This window comes from Shewanella sp. MMG014 (assembly GCF_018100775.1).
Classification (GTDB): domain Bacteria; phylum Pseudomonadota; class Gammaproteobacteria; order Enterobacterales; family Shewanellaceae; genus Shewanella; species Shewanella japonica.
Genome location: NZ_JAGJDZ010000020.1, coordinates 1 through 21,270, shown reverse-complemented (window position 1 = coordinate 21,270; position 21,270 = coordinate 1). Strand labels below are relative to the sequence as shown.

The 21,270-nt window shown below is 40.2% G+C and carries 17 protein-coding genes, 2 tRNA genes and 1 pseudogene; 19 read left to right on the top strand and 1 reads right to left on the bottom strand.

Going from position 1 to position 21,270, the window contains the following annotated elements:
• On the top strand, positions 1 to 423 hold a 423-nt coding region (locus tag J8L86_RS20750; RefSeq protein WP_211031424.1), incomplete at its 5' end, for a hypothetical protein.
• A 202-nt stretch (positions 424 to 625) separates the two neighbouring features.
• Complete coding sequence (locus J8L86_RS20745; RefSeq protein ID WP_211031423.1) at positions 626 to 838, top strand: hypothetical protein; 213 nt, start codon at positions 626 to 628, stop codon at positions 836 to 838.
• A 14-nt stretch (positions 839 to 852) separates the two neighbouring features.
• Here J8L86_RS20745 and J8L86_RS20740 read toward each other — a convergent pair.
• Positions 853 to 1,999, bottom strand: a pseudogene (locus J8L86_RS20740) (IS110 family transposase).
• Between the two features lie 129 nt (positions 2,000 to 2,128).
• Between J8L86_RS20740 and J8L86_RS20735 the strand changes: the two are divergent.
• The 17 genes from J8L86_RS20735 to J8L86_RS20655 all read left to right on the top strand — a co-directional run bounded on the left by J8L86_RS20735 (position 2,129) and on the right by J8L86_RS20655 (position 21,242).
• Positions 2,129 to 2,437 carry a YciI-like protein gene (locus J8L86_RS20735; protein WP_192021219.1) on the top strand — a complete coding sequence of 103 codons (309 nt, stop codon included), beginning with the start codon at positions 2,129 to 2,131 and terminating at the stop codon, positions 2,435 to 2,437.
• A 231-nt stretch (positions 2,438 to 2,668) separates the two neighbouring features.
• Entirely contained in the window at positions 2,669 to 3,067 is a 399-nt protein-coding gene (locus J8L86_RS20730; RefSeq protein WP_065108882.1) for an ACT domain-containing protein, read from the top strand.
• A 258-nt stretch (positions 3,068 to 3,325) separates the two neighbouring features.
• Entirely contained in the window at positions 3,326 to 4,504 is a 1,179-nt protein-coding gene (locus J8L86_RS20725; RefSeq protein ID WP_055026374.1) for an HlyD family secretion protein, read from the top strand.
• On the top strand, positions 4,494 to 5,543 hold the full coding sequence (locus tag J8L86_RS20720; protein WP_055026375.1) for a DUF2955 domain-containing protein: 1,050 nt from the start codon (positions 4,494 to 4,496) through the stop codon (positions 5,541 to 5,543). The genes J8L86_RS20725 and J8L86_RS20720 overlap by 11 nt, the downstream gene beginning before the upstream one ends.
• Before the next feature lie 110 nt (positions 5,544 to 5,653).
• Entirely contained in the window at positions 5,654 to 5,920 is a 267-nt protein-coding gene (locus tag J8L86_RS20715; RefSeq protein WP_211031422.1) for a hypothetical protein, read from the top strand.
• Positions 5,905 to 6,717 carry an AraC family transcriptional regulator gene (locus J8L86_RS20710; protein WP_211031421.1) on the top strand — a complete coding sequence of 271 codons (813 nt, stop codon included), beginning with the start codon at positions 5,905 to 5,907 and terminating at the stop codon, positions 6,715 to 6,717. The genes J8L86_RS20715 and J8L86_RS20710 overlap by 16 nt, the downstream gene beginning before the upstream one ends.
• Positions 6,718 to 7,055: 338 nt before the next feature.
• Positions 7,056 to 8,168: an AI-2E family transporter gene (locus J8L86_RS20705; protein ID WP_055026377.1), complete on the top strand. Its 1,113-nt coding sequence runs from the start codon at positions 7,056 to 7,058 to the stop codon at positions 8,166 to 8,168.
• A 12-nt stretch (positions 8,169 to 8,180) separates the two neighbouring features.
• Positions 8,181 to 8,840, top strand: coding sequence for an ion channel (locus tag J8L86_RS20700; protein ID WP_055026378.1), 660 nt, complete (start codon positions 8,181 to 8,183; stop codon positions 8,838 to 8,840).
• Between the two features lie 61 nt (positions 8,841 to 8,901).
• Entirely contained in the window at positions 8,902 to 10,497 is a 1,596-nt protein-coding gene (locus J8L86_RS20695) for a hybrid sensor histidine kinase/response regulator (protein ID WP_211031420.1), read from the top strand.
• Between the two features lie 48 nt (positions 10,498 to 10,545).
• Complete coding sequence (locus J8L86_RS20690) at positions 10,546 to 15,246, top strand: response regulator (RefSeq protein WP_211031419.1); 4,701 nt, start codon at positions 10,546 to 10,548, stop codon at positions 15,244 to 15,246.
• Positions 15,247 to 15,299: 53 nt separating this feature from the next.
• A complete protein-coding gene (locus J8L86_RS20685) occupies positions 15,300 to 16,319 on the top strand; it encodes a two-component system response regulator (protein WP_211031418.1) in 1,020 nt (339 codons plus the stop codon).
• Positions 16,320 to 16,574: 255 nt separating this feature from the next.
• Entirely contained in the window at positions 16,575 to 17,171 is a 597-nt protein-coding gene (locus J8L86_RS20680) for a hypothetical protein (protein ID WP_055026382.1), read from the top strand.
• Positions 17,172 to 17,777: 606 nt separating this feature from the next.
• Positions 17,778 to 18,422 carry a UvrY/SirA/GacA family response regulator transcription factor gene (gene uvrY / locus J8L86_RS20675; RefSeq protein ID WP_055026383.1) on the top strand — a complete coding sequence of 215 codons (645 nt, stop codon included), beginning with the start codon at positions 17,778 to 17,780 and terminating at the stop codon, positions 18,420 to 18,422.
• Between the two features lie 48 nt (positions 18,423 to 18,470).
• Positions 18,471 to 20,303, top strand: a complete 1,833-nt coding sequence (uvrC, locus tag J8L86_RS20670) for an excinuclease ABC subunit UvrC (RefSeq protein WP_211031417.1) — start codon at positions 18,471 to 18,473, stop codon at positions 20,301 to 20,303.
• Positions 20,304 to 20,348: 45 nt separating this feature from the next.
• Complete coding sequence (pgsA, locus tag J8L86_RS20665; RefSeq protein WP_055026385.1) at positions 20,349 to 20,897, top strand: CDP-diacylglycerol--glycerol-3-phosphate 3-phosphatidyltransferase; 549 nt, start codon at positions 20,349 to 20,351, stop codon at positions 20,895 to 20,897.
• 181 nt (positions 20,898 to 21,078) lie between these two features.
• Positions 21,079 to 21,154 (top strand) — tRNA-Gly (locus J8L86_RS20660).
• A 14-nt stretch (positions 21,155 to 21,168) separates the two neighbouring features.
• Positions 21,169 to 21,242, top strand: a tRNA-Cys gene (locus tag J8L86_RS20655).
• Positions 21,243 to 21,270 lie beyond the last annotated feature (28 nt).

The window sequence follows — 21,270 nt, the reverse complement described above, 5'->3', positions numbered from 1 at the left end:
TCATTAAAGAAGGACAAAAAACAGTTGGTTTTTGCTCCTTCGTCGCTAATTTTAACCAACTATTTTTTGCCTCTTAATGAGGCGTTAAGTTTCAATCGTGTAATTTCGATTATGTCATATAAAAACACCATAAAGCTTTGGAAAACTGTCATTATCACCTTCTGGGCGCTCGCCTTTGTAGTGGTTTTCCTTCCCTTAGATAAGATTTTACAATCTCTTCGAGTCGCTCACCTAGCAATAGAACTAACCTTGATTGGTGTTGGAATTACTCTCTTGATTTTCCCAATTGTCGCCATATTTAAAAAGCGTCGAGAACTAACCGTTATCACAATTATACTTTGCACATTCTTCCTTATTCTGTTCAACTTGGTGGGCAGCATGATCATGTACTTTTGGTTCAGTAAGAACTACAAATCAGAGTAGCAACTTAACAAGGTAGTCAACCCGACCTCCACTGCGTCGCTCAATTTGTGCTTTAATAGCACAAATTAATCAACTCCGTTCTGGCGGGTTACTACGGCGTTGGTATGACTCCCCACGTTAAGCAGAACATGACTATTTCGGCCTAAATATTTAAGCCTAGTTTTGATCTTTTGACTCAATTGGTATTGAGCTAACACAGTCGATGAAGCAAGTAATTTCGTCGGTTGTCATGCTGATATTCGTGGATTACTTGTCTTTCAACAAGCAGCGCCTACCTTACAACTCATATGAAAACATTAGGCGTCGTGACACCTGTCTTCAGTCTATGTTCGTGGTTCAATACCGCTTTCGCAGTATTGCCATCCTAACGCCGTCGGTGATTGTGCCACATCCGATGCTTGACCCACTGCACTAGCTCAAAAAGGTTTATCATGCAGGTACTCTCGATAACCGTAGTTTAGGGTTAACTTGTGTCAACACCACTTCCCGTGAAATAGCCCAGATATAAGCAATCATTTCTCTGGCTATCGCGGTCACGACAAGGTTGTAATGCTTACCTTTATGCATGAGTTTTTGATATCGACGGCACAGCCTTAACTGGGCTTGCCATGCAATATTGTTTTGGTAAGTCTTCTTGTCGTTTCTGTATGTCTGTTGAGATATTGGCTGGAAAGCGATATGAGTGTGCACCTTCGACTAATAACCGCCTTGCTCGGCCATTGCCGCATTTTGTTATCGCACCAAGATGCCGCTTGCCACCACTGGAATGTTCCGATGGCACTAATCCTACGTAACTCATTAATTTTCTAGGATGGTCAAAACGGGTTAAATCACCTAATTCTGCAATCACGCCAGCGGCAACTAATAACCTCACACCCCGTAATGCTTGTATCGCTTTGACTACAGGATAATAACGCCAGTTTTTTACATGGTGTTCTAGCTCATTATCGAGCCGTTTAAGCCGTGCTATGCGCTCTGAAATGGTTTGTAAGTATTCTTGCAAGACGATCTGTTGACTAGGATGCGGCAAGATAAGCTCAGTGAGCCAACGCAAATGTTTCAGCGACCAATTGGCAGTACCTCTGTAGTTGATGTTGTTTCTGAGTTGCAGTGCTTTTAGTTGGTATTTGGCATCTTTTAAGTCCTTCATCGCCGTTTCTCGTGCCCGAGATAAGCCCCTAATGGCTTCATCTTCAGGCTCAGGAACATAGATAGCGGTGAGGTCTTCAGACTTGAGTAGTTTGGCTAACTTCAGTGCATCGCGCTTATCTGTTTTAACCTTCTCACCAGGCTTTTTGGGTATTAGCGAAGGCGCAATGACATAGCAGCAATGACCTAAACTCGTGAGCAGTCGATAAATCCAATAGCCACATGGGCCAGCTTCATAAACGAAATGCAGAGTGGCCGTTGGATACTTAGATTGGAACTGCCTAGCAAGTTTGGTTATAGAGGTTTTAGCGCTTGAAACTCGTCCAAAATTAATAGCTTGGGCAACACGTTGATCTTCAATGTAGGCCACTTCAACAAATTCTTTATGAGTATCTAGGCCAATAAAAAGTATGTTATGTTTATTCATGCTGATCTCCGATTTAGTTTCTTTGACAAAACTATTATGGCTCTGGCTTTCAGCTAACCCACGATTAATTGGAGATCAGCATCTTTAGTGGGGAGTCATTATGTCTAGGTGTAAAGGATTAAGCCGAATATGTATTTTCTACTAACTTATGATGTAGTTTCTGATTATATCTCTCGAAGAGAAACTTACCGAGATGAGCATATTAAACTTGCTTTATCTGCTGTAGAACGCGGTGAATTACTGTTAGGTGGTGCATTAACTGAGCCTAGCGATGGAGCTGTATTACTTTTTAAAGGTAGTTCTCCTGATATTGCGGAGAAGTTTGCTAAACAAGATCCGTATGTTCAAAACGGCTTAGTAAAAAACTGGAAAGTTAGAGCTTGGTCAATCGTACTTGGTGCAGGAGTTTCTCCTGATGATTTGGCAATTAGCACTTAACAAATCATTAAAACAGGACAAAAACAGTTGATTTTACTTGTGCCTCACTTACTTGTAGCCAACAGCGTTTAGCCGGTTATTGAGGCATTATGTTTCAAGACGATTCTAATGAAAATTGGATTACAGAATAAAACTAAAGAAAGGTGTTATCGAATCATATTGGCTCAAAATGAAAATGGTAATTATCTGTAATAAGACATTATGCAAACTGAGATAGCACAGGAAACGGCAATGACAGGAATGACTGATTTATCGCAATTATTATCAAGTATGTCTCCAGAACTTCAAGCTGGGGAATTTGTTTTTTGTTCTGTAACGGGGCGAATTGCTGATTATGTTCACCTTAATCCAGTATGTTTTTTTCAAGAAAAAGAAGGCTTAACCTTAGTGTTATCGGCGGAAAGTGCCACACAGGCATACCTGCCATTTGAGGCAAAATTTAAGCAAATCACGTTAACCGTTCACTCGAGTCTTGAAGCGGTTGGCTTAACGGCAGCAATATCAGATAAACTGACGCAGCATAATATCAGTGCTAATGTGATTGCGGCTTACTATCATGATCACATCTTCGTTCCTGCAGATAAAGCTTCTGCTGCGATGACTGCTTTACAGAGCTTTTCAAAAAACTAATCTGTGTACATCCTGAAAATGAAGTGAGTAGATGACCATTGTAGGTGTATAACTGACTTCATTTACTTGCCTCTTTGCTTATTTTCCCTACTGAATAGCGATATATTGTTTGAGAATTTAATCGTTATATTTGAGATCTTTAGCAAAATAATTCTATACTTGAATTCTGCTAACAACTGATTGAATACTTGTTAACATTGTCGGTGTTGAAATAAAGTCTTGTAAACGTTATTTCGTGTGGCTATTCAAGGGAAAGATATGACAGAAAATAAAAAAGAGCTTCCTTCAACGCAAGAAGAAAAGCCTACAGAAGAAGCTCAAAAAACCGATGTTGTCGCCGATAATGCCTCACCAGATGCACCTGCTGACAAAGCTAAGAATCAAAAAATCCGAAAAATTACTAATATTATTTTGCTAGTGGTGTGCTTTTTATTTGTATTCCATTTATTTGCCGATCGCTATATACCGTCAACGGACTTAGGGCGAGTACGCGGATATGTTGTGCCGATTACACCTCAAGTGTCAGGTGAGGTAATTGAAATTCTTACCACTGCAAATACTTTGGTCCGTGAAGGGGAAGTGTTAGCTCGTATTAATCCAAGAGATTATGAAATTGCCTTGTTTACTGCTCAACAGCAAGTGACCCAAGCAGGGCAAAATATGGGGGCATTAACTGCCAATGTGACAGCTGCCAAGGCTAAAGTGGCTAATGCGGAAGCGAATTATAAAAATGCGCAGGTACAATCAAAGCGTATTTTTACCATGGTTGAGCAACAAGTTATGTCACAAGCTGATGCCGATAATGCCCGTGCTGAGTTAGTCAGTGCCGAGTCTGGTGTCGCAGCTGCAAAAGCTGATTTAGCTAAAGCAGAAGAACGTTTAGGTTCTGAAGGTGAAAATAATACCGCCGTTAAATCTGCACTGTTAGCGTTAGAACAGGCCGAGCTTAATTTAGCAAGAACCGAAATTAAAGCGCCAACAGATGGTGTTGCATCAAACTTCCGTTTAAAAGAAGGCTTTTATGCCAATGCAGGCCAGCCTGTTATGACATTTATTTCTTCTGAAGATGTGTGGATTGAAGCAAACTTTAGAGAAAACAGTATTGGCAATATGAAGCCTGGCGATAAAGTGGAGTTCGCACTTGATTACGCGCCTGGAGAAGTCTTTACAGGTAAAGTCGCCTACATTGATTATGGTGTCGATTGGGGCCAAAACGAGCAAACGGGTAAATTAGCGCAAACGACAGGGCAAACGGGTTGGTTAAGACAATCTCAACGCTTCCCTGTTACGATTGTATTCGATGAAGAGGAAGCTAAAGGGTTACGTCGTGTTGGCGGACAAGCCGACGTGATGGTCTACACCAAAGAGAGCTCAATAATGAACCTATTTGGTAAGTTCTGGATCCGTCTTGTTAGCTGGTTCTCTTATGTCAGATAAGGCGGTAGCGACACTTGATCCTGAATTAGAAGAAGCAATATATACGCGACGTGTATTGCGCTTCACTCTAGGTATTGGACTCGCAGTTGGTATTTCGGCGGTGTTTGCTTGGCAATTAGCGTTTATCGTGCCGGTATTTGTGGCTAAGTTTCTTGTTGATAGAGTCGAGCCAACAATTCAAACCGTTTATGAATTGTTGATTTCAATGGTCGTGACTATCGGTATTGCTTGGTTGGTCAGTTTTGGCCCAGTGCAATACCCGCTCGTGTTATTACCATTGCTGGCTGTGTTGATGCTGTGGGCTTATTATTTGTTCTCCGATCCCAAGTGGAATTTTTTTGCCACTATCTTAATTATTTCTACGTTAGTTTTGCCATATTTAGGGATTTTACATCCTGGAGCCGCCATTTTTGTCGGTGTGGGTTTGAGTTTTTCTGGTGTCGTGTCGGTATTAATATTTGCCTTATTACATATTTTACTACCTGACTTATCGCCCAATCGTGAATCTCATATTGAAGCTGGATTGACAACAGATGAGCGCTTATATGAATCGGTGAGAGCGCTGATTATTGCGTTTCCTGTTATTACTTTCTTCTTTTTGTTTGAGATAACAGGCGCCTTACTAACGATGATATTTATTGCTATTTTATCGTTACAATCTGCCGGAAGTAAAAGTGTAAAAGTGAGCCTTTTCTTATTGATTACCAATGGGATAGGCGGGGTATTAGCGATAGTGTTTTATAACATGCTAGTGATTGTACCTGAACTTGTTTTTTATATCGGCCTAGCCATGATGTGCGCCTTAATATTTAGTCAAAAAATTTATGCAGATCCTGTTAAAGCCCCCATTTTTGCGGGTATTTTCTCGGCGCTGTTAGTGGTTGTTGGCTCTACGGCATCATCCACAGACGCTGATGTGGCGACGAATTTCTATATTCGTATTGCTCAACTATTTATTGTCGGGGTGTATATGGTAGTTGCTTCTTTCTTTTTAGAAACGAGAAATTGGCGCTTTTTACAAAAAAGAACCGCTGTTTGATGAGTAAACAGAATAATCTTGAGTGACAGCAGGCGAAATTTAAATTGATTTAAACAACAGGTATAGGCAGCTTTTTTAAACAGTATCTAGGCGTTAAAGGTAATCACATCATGACTGAAACCCAAAGTAACGCAAAAAACAAAACTCAAGATACAGTACAAGCTGAATCTAAAAAAACACTGGAAGAGAACCATTACATTCCGCTATTACGTGCCGAATACTTTGTTCCTTTCATCGCTAGATTTAAAGATTTTGAAAATAATATATACCCTGTTCTGAAAGAAGCTGGCCTGCCAGATACTGTACTTTCCTCTAAACCTGAATACCTTTCAGAAGCGGCACTGCAAAATTACTGGCAATCATGTATCGTAAGCTGAACTCTAAGCGGTTTGCCAATTGGTTAGAGCAAGTGGCGAGAAGTATTTTTGTGCCGCAGCATCTTGCTAAAATGGCATTAAATGGCACGGTTAGAGACGCATTGCTTGAGTTTATTCATCTTGTAAACAGTGAATCAAAACAGACCAATATTCAGCTTAAAACCTCGGTTAACAAAGTGTGGTTCGCACGATACCGAAATATTAAACATTCTTTTGATGCCAATCTCGCAGAACTGTTTGCATTAACTATGATGCTTGAGCTAATTAGGGTGTTAACTCAGAGCCAGTGGTCACCTGAGGAAATTGCTCTGCAGTCTCCAAGCGAAGTGGATTACTTAAGTGAATTAAAGGTTAGTAAGTCACAAATTTATTATGCACGCAGTGTCACTGCTGTGAGCATTTCTGCCGAAGTGTTGTCGCAAAGCGTTAAGTATAAAAAAGGCTGGAGCCAACCCCCACAGGCTGTAATTGAGGGGCCTGAGCGATTTATTGATAGCTTTACTCATGCACTCACGCCTTATTTGAGCATGGGACGAATTTCAATTACCACCGCAGCGGATTTATTAGGACTCAGTGTACGCACTTTACAGCGCCGCCTCACAGAAGAAGGATTGAGTTACAGCAAAGTGATTGAAGGCATTTGCTTTGAACAAGCAAAGTTGATGTTAAATGATCCTAGTGTACCCGTTACTCAAATTTCATCCGCATTAGGGTATGCTGATGTCGCCCATTTTTCGCGTGCGTTTAAACGTTTAGCTGGCGTTTCACCACGTGAATTCAGAAAGAACTTATCTTAATTAACTTCAATTATATTCATGTTGCGTTTGAATTACTGATAGTCGTGTTTGCTTCGCTGGGAGCATGACAATTGTCGCGATCACATATGACTGATTAATCTCAGTTTTATATTAAATATGCCCCTGTGTTTAGCGAGAAAAACCAGTTAATAAAGAAATAATAGCGAATTAATATTTTTATTTTTAACTCAGTGTAATCTTATATAACTTACGCTATATTTTAATAGCAAATGAAACATAAATGACTTTTGTTTAAACAAGTTAACGACACTATGTCGATTCATGGTTTCGTTTAATATTGATAAATGGATTGCCAATAAAGCAGGGAAAGACAACTTATGAGTGAGAAAAAAATAACAACTGCATCTGAGTTTACTCATGCTGCTGTTGATGCCGCGATTAAAATTGCGCTAATTTTCATCATGGTGATTTGGTGTTTTAAAATTATTCAGCCGTTTATCATGCCGATTCTATGGGGCGGTATTATTGCTATTGCACTCTATCCAGTGGTGATATTACTCAGTAAAAAAGTAAAACTATCAGTGGGTAAATCTAGCTTGCTGGTCACGTTACTTGCTCTGTCATTACTACTAGTTCCGACTTTCCTTTTTTCTGGCGCGATAGTGTCAGGCACTCAAGATTTTATCGCTGAAGTCCATGACGGTACTTTAGTGATTCCTGCGCCCAAAGAATCTGTAGCTGATTTACCGCTAGTTGGTGAAAAGCTGTACAACTTTTGGTCTTCGGTTTCTTCTGACTTAGAAAAAGTTGTCAGAACCTACGCTGATGAAATCAAAGGGTTCTCGTCTAAGGCTGCAAGTATATTCGGCAGTTTTGGGATGACCGTCTTACAGTTTCTGATTTCGATTATTATTGCAGGTGTATTCATGTCTCGGGCCCAAGGCTCAAACCAGATGTTTCATAAGGTTTCGGTAAGGCTTGCTGGTAAACATGGTGAAGAGTTTTCTGAACTTGCGGTAGCAACGGTTCGTAGTGTGGTGCAAGGCGTTATTGGCGTGGCATTTATTCAATCCATTTTAGCGGGTATTGGCTTAGGTTTAGCTGGTGTACCGGGTACGGGTATTTGGATGTTACTGGTTCTTATTTTAGCCATTATTCAGCTGCCGCCTATTTTAATTTTGGGTCCTATTATTGCGTATGTATTTACCGTGGAATCTTCGACGGTAGCCATTATGTTCATGATTTGGAGTATTTTGGTGAGTGCCAGTGACGCATTTTTAAAACCTATGTTAATGGGGCGCGGTGTTGATATTCCTATGTTAGTGATATTGCTAGGTGCAATTGGTGGGATGATTCTATCTGGCATTGTTGGCTTATTTGTTGGAGCCGTTGTACTTGCATTGAGTTACAAACTTTTCTCAGCTTGGCTTGTGGTTGAAACGGCTGAGCTTGATAGTGAATCTGTGTTACCAGATGCAGAAAAAGAGTAAAGGTAAAGCTTAATGAATAAACATATGTCCCAAGAAGATAACTTTATTTACCTTCTTGGCTCGTTAATATTAGTGCTGTTAAGTGCAGCTTTGGTTGAGCAGTTTTTTGAAGCTGGGCAAATGATTATTGTTGGTACCACAGTCATGAGCTTGTCTATTGCTGTTATCGGTCTAGGCGAGAATAAACGCTGGATTCGATCAACCTTTGGCTTAATGATCACGACGTTGTTATTTGCCAGTATTGGCTCGGTTTTTGAGTTACTTAACCTTGATATTGTTGGCTTATTAACAATTTTGGCTTTTCTCGTCGTTGCAACCTATCGCGCAGCAAAACAAGTATTGTTCAGCGGCAAAATATCCACGAATCAGATTATAGGTTCTATCTGTATATTTTTACTATTAGGGCTAATTTGGGCTTTTATATATTTACTATTGATTGAGATATTTGGCCCCGCTTTTAATGGCATTGAAGTGCAGAAGTGGACTGATAATTTTTCGACGGCAATCTATTACAGCTATATCACCCTAACGACCGTAGGTTATGGTGAGATTTCTCCAAATATGCCCATTGCTCGCTTTTTTGCTTTTTCTGAGGCCATTTGTGGGCAATTTTATATGGCAATTATTGTGGCAAGTTTAGTCGGGGCAAAAATGTCACAAACAGACTCTTAAAGGCGAACGAATAAAGCGTTATCTTTCAGTTTGGTTGCTTGATTCAGATAGAAGAGGTTTCATGGAATTAGCGAAGAAAACCGTGTTAATAGTGGATGATATGGACGCCATTCGCAAAATTAGTTCTGATCAATTACGTCGCTTTGGTGTTGGCCAAATTTATCAAGCTGAAAATGGCGCTAAGGCACTACACATACTTAAAAACACCCATGTTGACCTTATTATTTCTGATTGGAACATGCCGGTCATGTCTGGAATTGAATTACTCTGTGTGGTTCGAAGCACACCAAAATTTCAATATATCCCTTTTCTAATGATCACGGCAGAAGCTGCCAGAGAACGCGTCAGTCAGGCCATTGCAGAAGGTGTGACTGATATTGTCATCAAACCATTTAACAGCATGATATTGCAACAAAGGGTCACTCAATGCTTACAAGGTTTTGTGAGTAATAAAGCTGGTGTTGTAGCACAAGAGGCAACATCGACGAGTGAGCAATTAGATGCTGAAAGTGATATAGCCCTCAATCTTACTAAGCAAGATAAACATCAAAAATCATCAGTACTTATTGTTGATGATACTGCCGATAACTTAACCTTATTAGGTGGATTATTAAAAGACGAGTACCAAGTTAAACTGGCTAAACATGGGGCGAAGGCGCTTGAAATCGCTCAGTCTGACACGCCTCCAGATATTATTTTATTAGATATTATGATGCCAGATATGGATGGTTTTGAGGTATTAAAGCAACTTCGAAAGCATCCATTGTCGGAGCATATTCCCGTCATTTTTGTCACCGCACTCACAGAAGATAAGTATCAACTGCAAGGACTTGATGGTGGGGCAGTCGACTATATCAGTAAACCAATACAACCCGAACTACTCAAATTAAGAGTACGGAATCTGATGGCTTATGTGACTATGCATAAGAATTTGCAATCAGATTTCGACAGTTTAGTGGCAAATGAAAAACTCAAACAAGAAGTACAGCAAGTTTTACAGCATGATTTAAAGGGGCCTATTGCAGGGTTAATGGCATTGATTGAGCAAATTAAGTCAGACCCACATATTTCTAAAAATAACGCTGAAAATGCGACGATTGCTGAGGACATGACATTTCAGTTGTTGAACATGATTAATATGTCCAGTGAACTGTATAAAATTGAAACGGGGCGTTTTGTGTTAAGCCCTAAACGATTCTCTATACTCGCCCTTATCCAAAAAATCATTGCTGTGTTAAAGAAAACGTTTCAGGTTAAGCACTTGCTTATCTATCTTGATTGCGAAGAAGACGGTGATGAAGATTACGTTGCAATGGGTGATGAAAGTTTAAGTTATTCCATGTTATTCAATTTATTAAAGAATGCATGTGAAGCTGCGCCAAGTAAAACACGAGTTTCGCTGATGCTACAACGTGAGCAGGAGCCTGAAACCAAACAAGCCTTCTTAAAAGTGAGTATTCAAAATATTGGTGTTGTGGATGAAGATATCCGACAACATTTTTGGCAAAAGTATGTTTCAGCTGGCAAAAGCGATGGCACAGGAATTGGGACATATTCAGCAAAATTACTTGCCGAGGCTCAGCAAGGTAAAGTGGCATTAGATGTTGATGATACAAACCAAACGACTAGTGTGTCAGTGTATCTCCCGCATGAGTAATTAAGTCATTATGTAGATTCAGGGTTTGCGCCCGAAATAAGGAAGGTTATGGAAATCAATGCGTTTTTGATGTTGGCTTCAGTGGGATTACTTATTTTCTTAGGTTGGCTATTTTTACGTTTGCGCACCGAAGCAAATGAAGACATTACGCGTTTTTTTTCCAATGACAAAAACCGCCTTTATATTGGCTTAATCGTCTGTAGTTTTTTGGCTTTAATGACAACGATTGCCAACATCGGGCTTAACATAGCTTATAAACATGATATTGAAAAAAGCTCTGAAGCATTAGAGTCTGTAGCCTTAACGACGGATGCCGCTTTGTCGTCGTGGGTAAAAGGTTGGGAAGACCGTGTAAATGCGGTTGCGACAAACCCTTTGTTATTAAAGCGAGCCATTAAACTAGAAAATATTGGCGCAGATAAAGAAGAGTTACTAGACAGTGAGCACTTAATTTGGTCTAGGGATGCTTATGAACGTTACAGTGACTCTTTTGGATCATTAGGTTTTTTTATTATTAGCTTAGATGGTAAAAATCTCGCGTCTAGCCGAGATACAAACCTTGGTTTAACTAACATTGTAAAACGTATCTATCCTAATTTATTTAATGAAGCGATAAGCGGTAAAGTCGTCATAACCCCACCAATGCGCTCAGATGTTCCCTTGTTAAATCCCTTGGGGATTACCCGTTCAGATACTCCAACCATGTTTGTACTCAGCCCAATTATTCAAGATAACGGTGAAATTACAGCAGTGTTATCGTTACGAATTGATCCATATTTAGAGTTCGCAAACTTAACCCAAAGTGGCGCTGTGGGTGATACTGGTGAGTCATACTTTGTTGATCACAAGGGCAGGATGTTATCTCACAGTCGCCATGAAGATAAATTAGTTTCGCTTGGCTTATTAGAGCCTGGTCAAATGTCAGTACTTAATCTTTATGTCACTAACCCTCAGCGAGAGTTAACGCCAGATGAACCCGCCGCCGAAAGTCATAATGAAAGACGTTTAACCTATGCTGCTGAGCAAGTGAGTTCGCAAAATAACGGTAACTCTTTTAAAAGTTATCGAAATTATTTAGGTGTCGAAGTTATCGGTGCTTGGAAGTGGGATGAGCGATACGGTTTCGGCATTGTGACAGAAATGAGTATTGATGAAGCGAGCAGTAATTTTCAATATTTTAAAAATATCATTATTACCCTAATTTGCATTATTGCTTTGTCTTGTTTATTGCTCACGTCTGCCAGTTTGTGGCTGAGTCGTCATGTATTGCAGCGATTGCAAATCAATAATGAAAAATTAGAAAGAACCATTTCGATTAGAACTAAAGATCTGCAAGAACGTGAAAATAGGTTATGGGATTTATATGAAAACTCGCCTGTAGCTTATGCCACCTTAGATAAAAATGGCAATTTTACCAAGCATAACAAGCAGTTTGCTGAAATAACCGGTCATGACCGTGAAGCATTTGCGACATTGCAATGGATGGATGTATTAGCAACAGATGATGGTGAGGGAAAACAGATTTTTGAATCGGCATTACAAGGGGAAGATACCTCAGATGCGAGATTGTATTTACACACTCACTCAAGTGGCGCGTTGGCGGTGTCATTATCGGTACGAACCGAGTTTCATCCCGATGGGAGTTTAGCTGAGATCCGTTTAGCGCTACTCGATGTCAACGAACAAGAGACTGTTAGGGCTGAAATGCTGAAGAATCAGCAGCAATATCAGACCTTAGTTGAGAATATACAAGGAGCAGTATTTCGTTGTAATTACGTCGATTTGAAGAAAAATAACTTTACCGTTTTTTATATTAGCCCGAATTTTGAACATATTACCGGTTATCCAGTGAGTGACTTTATTGGTAAGAACCCTGTAAGGCGTTTCGTTGATTTGGCAGTAGGGAACGACGGCGAAGGTTTTTTTGAAAAGGTTCGCGAAGCTGCATTACAAAACGGCAAAGTATTACTCGATATGCGGATTATGAACCGCTCTGGCGAGTTACGTTATGTCCAGATTATGGCGAAATTCGAATTAACTGATAATGAGCAAGAGTGCTATTTCGACGGTACAGTATTTGATATTACTGAACAGAAATTAGCTGAAAACTTATTACTTGATTCAGAAGAGAAGCTTGAAGTCGCAGCAAAAAGTGCTCAGATGGGAATGTGGGATTTTTATCCGAATCAAAATCGTGTTGTCGTTAATCGAATGTACAGCGAAATGCTGGGGTATCGCCAACTTGATGTTTGCGCCAACGAAGATAAATGGTCGCCATTAAAAAATGGTGTAGAAACATTTGCATCGCTAGTTCACCCCGATGATGAAGCTGATATTTTTGACGCTAAGTCCATTGTCGAACACGACCCAAATCAGATTGTCCGTCAGGAATTCAGGTTGCTTCGACAAGACGGTAGCTATGACTGGATTTTAAGTATCGGTCAGACGTCAGAATTTGATGACAAAGGCATGCCTGAACGCATTAGTGGAGTACATATTAATGTTAACGCTGCAAAAGAATTGGAGCGTGAGTTAGCGGACGCCATTGCTGAGGCTGACAATGCTAATAAAGCAAAAGGTGATTTCTTAGCGAACATGAGTCATGAAATTCGTACGCCGATGAATGCGATAATTGGTATGTCTCACTTAGCGCTTGAAACAGAGTTAACCCGTCAGCAACGTAACTATATTGAAAAAACCAATAACTCAGCCCAATCATTATTGGGCATTATTAACGATATTCTTGATTTTTCTAAGATTGAAGCTGGCAAGTTAGATATTGAAAATATTGACCTAAGTATTGATGACTTACTTAATAATGTAAGTAATTTAATTGGTATAAAGGTGGCAGAGAAAGGACTAGAGCTGCTATTTGATATTGATGACAAGATCCCTGAAAACTTACTTGGTGATCCCTTACGAGTTGGCCAAGTATTAATTAATTTAGCCAATAATGCGGTTAAATTTACAGATAATGGCAATATCATTATCTCGGTGATGCTAGACAAGCTCACGCCAACTCAAGCTTATTTAACATTTTCTGTGAAAGACTCTGGTATTGGTATGAGCCTTGAGCAGCAATCGAGATTATTTAATGCCTTTTCACAAGCAGATGCTTCAACAACACGAAAATATGGCGGCACAGGTTTAGGTTTAGCCATATGTAAAAATCTAGCTGAATTGATGGGGGGCAGCATCACATTAAGTAGTGAAGTAGGGGTTGGGAGTACGTTCAATCTTTCTACTACTTTTGATTTAAACCCAATTGCTTCTTCTCCTCGAAATGCAAATCAGCATGTAAGTTTTGAAGGGAAGTCGGCATTGTTAGTCGATGATAACCAAGCTGCCCGTGAAGTGTTATCAAGCTTGTTGATGAGAGCGGGCATGAAAGTAAAAGCGCTTGAATCAGGCCAGGCAGCTATAGATTTAATTAATGCAGGTGAGCGGCCAGATGTGGCGATAGTCGATTGGCAAATGCCCGAAGTCAGTGGCTTAGATGTCGCACGCTTTATTGGCGAGCTTGAGCCTGAGATAAAGCCTAAGCTCATTATGATTACTGCATACGGCAAAGAAGACTTACTCATGAGTGCATCTGATGTGCACTTTGATAGTATTTTAACTAAGCCACAAACTCAGACTAATTTGGTGAAAACCTTATCTTACGTTTTGTCAGATGCTAGCCCTTATGCTGCTGATACCACCTCTAAAAGCGAATTAACACAAGCTTTAACTTATTTGGCAGGTGCCAGTGTGTTAATCGCTGAAGATAACGATTTGAATCAAGAATTGATTGAAGAACTATTAAACAGCAAACAAATTATCACCACGTTAGCTCAAAATGGGCAAGAAGCACTGGATTTGGCAGCCAAAGAAAAGTTTGACGGTATTCTAATGGACTGCCAAATGCCTGTAATGGATGGGTATACAGCGGCATCAAAGTTACGAGCCATTGCTGAAAATGCTGATTTACCGATAATTGCGATGACGGCAAATGCTATGGCTGGCGATAGAGAAAAAGCCATAGCCTCTGGCATGAATGATCATATCCCTAAACCTATTGATGTAGAAGCAATGTTTATCACAATGGCTAAATGGATATCGCCAGCAAATCCTATTGATGTGAATAGCCTGACAATTGATATAAATAACGATCATGATTTTGTTAATCAATTTAAAGCGATAAATGCAGCGCAAGGTCTGCAAAGAACGCAAGGCGATGTAGCGCTTTACCGTAAACTGTTGGCAAAATTTGTTGCTGGGCAATCGGGTTTTGTGGGGGCTTTCACCCGTGCGATAGCAATTAACGATGAGACGTTAGCAATGCGACTTGTGCACACTTTAAAAGGTGTTGCAGGAATGATTGGCGCTGAACACTTAGCAGAATTAGCCGCTAAGCTTGAGCAAGAGTTAGCAGAAAGTAATGTTAAGACTGTTCTTATATTGGAAAAAGCGCTTAGTGAAGTATGCACAGAGATTAATAACTCAATGCCGACATTATCAGCTCAACAAAATAGTCTAACCTTAGATAAACCATTAGCGATTAAAACCTTATCAGCACTGATTACGATGCTTGAAAGCTTTGATATGGAAGCAACTGAGTATTTAGACGACCACGGTGATTGCTTGAATGTCGAGCCATTACTTCATAATTATAAATTATTAGAAAAGCAGTTAAGCGAATATGAATTAGATACGGCTATGGAAATAGCTAAGCAAATGATTGAGCAATTAAATCAACTTGATTCTTAGCTGACATTTTCGTCAGCACCTTGTTTACATAACATTAAGCGATAGGAGAACAGATGGAAAAACAAACAATATTGGTGGTAGACGATACTCCAGCAAATATTGATGTTCTCGCGGGTGTGCTGAAGGCTGATTATCATATCAAAATCGCAAAAAATGGTGAGCAAGCGCTGAAGATTGCTAGAGCGATTCCGTTGGATTTAATTTTACTCGACATAATGATGCCGGGAATAGATGGCTATGAGGTCTGTCAGGAATTAAAAGCGGATGAAAGAACTCACCATATACCTGTCATTTTTGTTACTGCGAAAATTTCAGCAGATGATGAAATTAAAGGGCTAAATATTGGCGCCGCTGATTATATTACCAAACCGTTTAATCCTCCTATTGTTCAACGTCGTGTGCAGACTCAGTTAGCGCTGACAGATCAAAATCGTATGCTGGCGATAAAAGTGCAGCAAAAAACGGCTGAAATTGCGCAAAATCAACTCGATGTTATTAGAAAGCTAGGCAGAGCGGCTGAATACAAAGACAATGAAACAGGAATGCATGTTATTCGTATGAGCTACTACACGCATATTTTGGCGTTAGCAGCGGGTATCAATGAAGCAGATGCAGAAGTATTAATGCATGCAGCACCTATGCATGATGTTGGCAAAATTGGCGTCTCAGATGCCATTTTAAAAAAGCCTGGCAAATTAACCGCTGAAGAATTTAATGAAATGAAACATCATTGTGTCATTGGAGCAGAAATACTTGGCGATAATGATTCACCTCTTTTAAAAATCGCACAAGAGGTGGCATTGACTCATCATGAAAAGTGGGACGGAACAGGTTATCCCAATGGACTGAAAGGTGAAGAAATTCCACTTTATGGCCGGATTGTGGCTGTGGCAGATGTATTTGATGCTTTGACCAGTGAGCGCCCTTATAAAAAACCTTGGTCTGTTGAGGAAGCTGTAGCCTTACTTGAACGAGAAGCGGGCAGTCACTTTGAGCCTAAATTAGTGCAATTGTTTGTTGAAAATATTGAGCAAATTGTAGAAATTAAGGCTAAATTTAGAGATGAAGGTTAATTGGGTTGGTATAACTGGCAGATGTATTAACAGGTTGGCATAAAATGGTAACTAATGTCAGATGACCAAGATTATACTTGTTGCATATCAAGTCGTTGAGAAGCAGCTGTTCAATCAATTAGTGCTAATAGTATTTCAAGTCATTTTTTGATGAAGCCGAGCCAATATCAGGGTAAGTCATCGCTCAACGTGCATTAAAAATACAGTGACTGATGTCATAAAACTTTGCAATTTACTCCATAGAGGAAAACACCTATGTCTACGACTTTATTCAGTAAAAAATGTCTTTTAGCTGCAGTGATGGTACCGGCTTTACTTACGGGTTGTGCTACAGGCGACACACCTGAGTCAAAAAAAGCCAATGCGCGTAAAGAAACACAAGCGGCATTACAAGAAATTTATGCTGAACATAGTGGTGCTAAAACAGCAGTTGCACAATCTGTTGGCTATGTTGTTTGTACGGGGAGCAACAGTTACTTATTTGCTCTTTCTACTGGCGGTGGTGTGTGTGTATTAACGTCAAATGGACAAAACTCTTATTATCGTTTTGCTACAGGTGGTGTTGGCGCTGGTATTGGCTGGAAGCAAATGGCATTCGTTCAAGCCTTTATGGATAACGATGCGATGACACGTTTTAAAGAATCCGGCTATGAAGGTCAAGCACAAGCAGAAGCCAGTGCTAAGTATGAAGAAAGCGGTGACCAAGCGTCTGCCAACCAATCTGTTGACGTGAGCGGTGTAAAAACATACCAAGTCAACTTGATGGGGGCTGCTGCTCAGGCAACCGTACAAGGTTACAAATATTGGCCAACTGACTTTACTGATGATTTCATCGAAAATGATGAAAAGTAATCGACAGAGTGACTATGAGGTTTTAGTCAACGTCTTTAGGGCCTGCTGATCTTTCAAGGTTGTTTTTGCAGCGAATTGTTGACCATTTATACAAGGAAGAGACTTTGTGGTGTAGTTATTCTACATAAAAAGTTAATAACGCAGTAAAAATGGTCAACAAACGCTGCCCAAAGGGTTCGACTAAAAGCGTTTTACTCTTTGTTGGATGAATTTTGCTTAGATGACTTTTGCTTAGATGACTTTTGCTTAGATGACTAGGCATCAATCCATCCGCCTCAATTAAAACGCTTTTATTTCGAACAAAACTTAACCAGCAAAGAACAACAGGCCCGAGTTAACACTGACTAAAGCAAGATATGAAACCGTAATGAACATTTTCATTACGGTTTTTTATTGTCTGTTTAATAGGCTAATCAACCTAAAGGGACTGTTAGGTTGTCGCTCCAAACGTAATTGTTCGAGCTTCAATGACACTCTATACATATTCCTACAGTGATTGTCGCCTTTTTCGCTTTCCGTGAGTCGCTCAATAAGATAAATTACCCTAGTTAATATAATAAAAAATAAAATGATGTTCAGGACGAATGTTTTTAAGGTGGGTTGAAGTTGATTTCAGTATATTTAGTTGATGATCATGAGTTAGTTAGAACCGGTATTCGTCGCTTACTAGAAGATGAGCGAGGTATTAAAGTTGTTGGGGAAGCCCCAGACGGAGAGACTGCTGTGCAATGGTCGCGTCAAAACGAAGCTGACGTAATCTTGATGGATATGAATATGCCGGGTATGGGTGGATTAGAAGCCACACGTAAGATTTTACGTTATCAACCAGAAGCTAAAATCATTGTTTTAACGGTCCAAACAGAAGACCCATTTCCAACTAAAGTTATGCAAGCTGGCGCATCGGGTTATTTAACCAAAGGTTCCACTTCACCTGAAGTATTACGCGCTATCCAGCAAGTTTCTCGTGGCCAACGTTATTTATCACCAGAAATTGCCCAGCAAATGGCATTGAGTCAATTTAGCCATTCAGATGAGAATCCATTTAGCAGCTTGTCTGAACGTGAGCTGCAAATCATGCTGATGATCACCAATGGTGAAAAAGTAAATGATATTTCTGAGAAACTCAATTTAAGCCCTAAAACAGTTAACAGCTATCGCTACCGTTTGTTTGCTAAGTTAGATATCGGTGGTGATGTGGAGTTGACCCGTCTCGCAATTCGCTACAAAATGCTCGATGCCAGTTCTTTTTAAACGCTAGGTGTTATGCCCATGGTATTAACACCTATCCTAGGATAGTGAATGCCATCTCGTTTTAATTCAGCTTTATTTTTAAAAACCGTTTCTTCTTCGCCTGGTGTCTATCGTATGTACGATGACAAGGGCGAAGTGATTTATGTCGGTAAAGCAAAAGATCTCAAAAAGCGCCTTTCTTCGTATTTTCGCGCTAATTTACCTAATGTAAAAACCCAAGCGCTTGTCGCTCGCATTGCCAATATCGATGTCACACTGACTCACAGTGAAACTGACGCATTGATACTCGAAAATGATTACATCAAGCAATACATGCCTAAATACAATGTATTGCTTCGAGATGATAAATCCTATCCCTATATTTTATTGAGTGGTCATAAACACCCACGGTTGGCGTATCACCGAGGTCCTAAAAGAGAGAAGGGCCATTATTTTGGACCTTATCCCAATGGTGGAGCGGTGCGCGAAAGTTTGCACCTGATGCAAAAATTGTTTCCTATTCGTCAATGTGATGACTTGTACTATAAGTCACGCTCTCGACCTTGTTTACAATACCAACTCTCTCGTTGTAGTGCGCCATGTGTTGGCGCTGTTTCTGATAGCGACTATGCAGAGCAAGTTAAACTTGCAGGGTTATTTTTACGTGGCAAAGATAAGCAGGTGATCACTGAACTGGTTGCTAAGATGGATCATGCTGCAACCGAAATGGAATATGAGTCGGCAGCCCAATATCGAGATCAAATCACCGCACTAAGGCGAGTTGCGGAGCAACAAGAAGTGTCGAACCACAAGGGCGATATGGATGTGATTGGCGTACACTACGCCTCGGGTATTGCGTGTTTTCATTTGTTATTTATTCGAGATGGTAAAATTTTTGGCAGTCGAAGCTATTACCCATCTGTACCTGCTGAAACCGAACTTGAAGAAGTATTGGTGTCTTTTATCGGGCAGTTTTATTTAAATGCCGATATTCAACGTACTATTCCTAAAGAAGTGTTAATCAGTGAATCATTTGATGAAAAAGCCGTTTTGGAAACCACCATATCAACAGCACTTGAACGCAAATTCGAAATCAAAACCCATGTACGTGGTGAGCGAGCTAACTTTTTACGTTTGGCTGTGACCAATGCAAGTAATGCCGTTAATACTCGATTGTCCCACAAAAATACCGTCGAACAACGTTTTCAACTACTAGAAGAAGCACTGGAATTCACCAAGCCTATCTCACGGATGGAATGTTTTGATATCAGTCATACTATGGGTGAGAGCACTGTTGCTTCTTGTGTGGTGTTTAATCGCGAAGGTCCACACAAGGCAGATTATCGCCGTTATAACATTAACGGTATAACAGGGGGCGATGACTATGCTGCGATGGAGCAAGCCTTAAAGCGACGTTTTGATAAAATTGATAACAACGGAAAGGTGCCTGACATTGTATTTATTGATGGTGGTTTAGGGCAATTACGTATTGCTCAGGCAATCGTTGATGAAAAGTGCGTGCATCTTGATAATCCTCCTTTATTGATTGGGGTAACAAAAGGTGAGGGCCGTAAAGCAGGCTTAGAAACCTTTGTATTTGGTAATAATGAACAAACCTTTGAGCTGGCTAGTGATTCACCTGCTTTTCATTTAATTTTACATATTCGTGATGAATCACATCGATTTGCTATTACTGGGCATCGTAATAAACGTCAAAAAACCAGAAACACATCAACACTAGAGTCAATCCCTGGTGTTGGACCAAAACGACGTAAGTTATTGTTACAACATTTAGGTGGAATTCAAGAAGTGAAGGGCGCTAGCGTGGCAGAATTAACAAAAGTGCCCGGAATTAGCCTAGAAATGGCACAAACAATCCATGATGCATTGCGAGGGGGATAAAATTAAGGCAAGATTGGCGCTGTTTCTGACTATTTGGTTTCTTTCATGCCTTTTAATTTACCTATAGCGCTAACACTTTTTCGGTTATTACTTTTACCGGTATTTGTGATTGTTTTTTATCTTCCCTATTCTTGGGCACCGTTTGCTTCTGCATTTATCTTTTGGCTGGCAGCAGTCACAGATGCATTAGATGGCTATGCAGCAAGAAAGCTAAAGCAATCGACGCGTTTTGGGGCGTTTCTTGATCCGGTTGCGGATAAAATAATGGTAACAACAGCGCTTGTGTTACTGGTTCAGCAAAATGACAATATTTATCTTACATTGGCTGCATTATTCATGATTGGCCGTGAAATTGTTATTTCCGCATTACGTGAGTGGATGGCTGAAATCGGCAAACGAGGTGTTGTGGCGGTTTCTTGGATTGGTAAATATAAAACAGCAGCTCAAATGGTCGCGATTGTTGGCTTAATTTGGCAGCCTAATGAGTTCTTGACCAATGTGGCTTATGGATTATTCTATATTGCTGCAGTGCTGACTTTCTGGTCTATGATGAGTTATATTTCAGCAGCTTGGAAAGACTTAACGGCAGAGTAGCTTAATAAAAGTTCAATAAGTTTATTTAGTGTTCATTCAGTCAGTTTTGTTGAAAACAGCAATTGACACCGACAGTGAAATCGGTAGAATGCACCCCCGTAGACAGAGATGCTCTAGCGTATAACCGCAAGGTTGCAGCAAGATGACATCAAGGCTTATTTGAAAAGATAAGCAAATGATTGCGACATTAGCTCAGTTGGTAGAGCGATACCTTGCCAAGGTATAGGTCATCGGTTCGAACCCGATATGTCGCTCCAATCATTCTCTATACGGCGCGATGGCAGAATGGCTATGCTGCGGATTGCAAATCCGTCGACCTCGGTTCGACTCCGGGTCGCGCCTCCACAAATTTTGTTTAATTGTATTGATTTAG

Coding starts and splice junctions, on each gene's coding strand:
- J8L86_RS20685 (WP_211031418.1), top strand. CDS start 15,300: ATGGAAAAACAAACAATATTGGTGGTAGACGATACTCCAGCAAATATT.
- J8L86_RS20745 (WP_211031423.1), top strand. CDS start 626: ATGAAGCAAGTAATTTCGTCGGTTGTCATGCTGATATTCGTGGATTAC.
- J8L86_RS20695 (WP_211031420.1), top strand. CDS start 8,902: ATGGAATTAGCGAAGAAAACCGTGTTAATAGTGGATGATATGGACGCC.
- J8L86_RS20705 (WP_055026377.1), top strand. CDS start 7,056: ATGAGTGAGAAAAAAATAACAACTGCATCTGAGTTTACTCATGCTGCT.
- J8L86_RS20735 (WP_192021219.1), top strand. CDS start 2,129: ATGTATTTTCTACTAACTTATGATGTAGTTTCTGATTATATCTCTCGA.
- J8L86_RS20680 (WP_055026382.1), top strand. CDS start 16,575: ATGTCTACGACTTTATTCAGTAAAAAATGTCTTTTAGCTGCAGTGATG.
- J8L86_RS20725 (WP_055026374.1), top strand. CDS start 3,326: ATGACAGAAAATAAAAAAGAGCTTCCTTCAACGCAAGAAGAAAAGCCT.
- J8L86_RS20715 (WP_211031422.1), top strand. CDS start 5,654: ATGACTGAAACCCAAAGTAACGCAAAAAACAAAACTCAAGATACAGTA.
- uvrC (WP_211031417.1), top strand. CDS start 18,471: ATGCCATCTCGTTTTAATTCAGCTTTATTTTTAAAAACCGTTTCTTCT.
- J8L86_RS20700 (WP_055026378.1), top strand. CDS start 8,181: ATGAATAAACATATGTCCCAAGAAGATAACTTTATTTACCTTCTTGGC.
- J8L86_RS20690 (WP_211031419.1), top strand. CDS start 10,546: ATGGAAATCAATGCGTTTTTGATGTTGGCTTCAGTGGGATTACTTATT.
- J8L86_RS20730 (WP_065108882.1), top strand. CDS start 2,669: ATGACAGGAATGACTGATTTATCGCAATTATTATCAAGTATGTCTCCA.
- J8L86_RS20720 (WP_055026375.1), top strand. CDS start 4,494: ATGTCAGATAAGGCGGTAGCGACACTTGATCCTGAATTAGAAGAAGCA.
- J8L86_RS20710 (WP_211031421.1), top strand. CDS start 5,905: ATGTATCGTAAGCTGAACTCTAAGCGGTTTGCCAATTGGTTAGAGCAA.
- pgsA (WP_055026385.1), top strand. CDS start 20,349: ATGCCTTTTAATTTACCTATAGCGCTAACACTTTTTCGGTTATTACTT.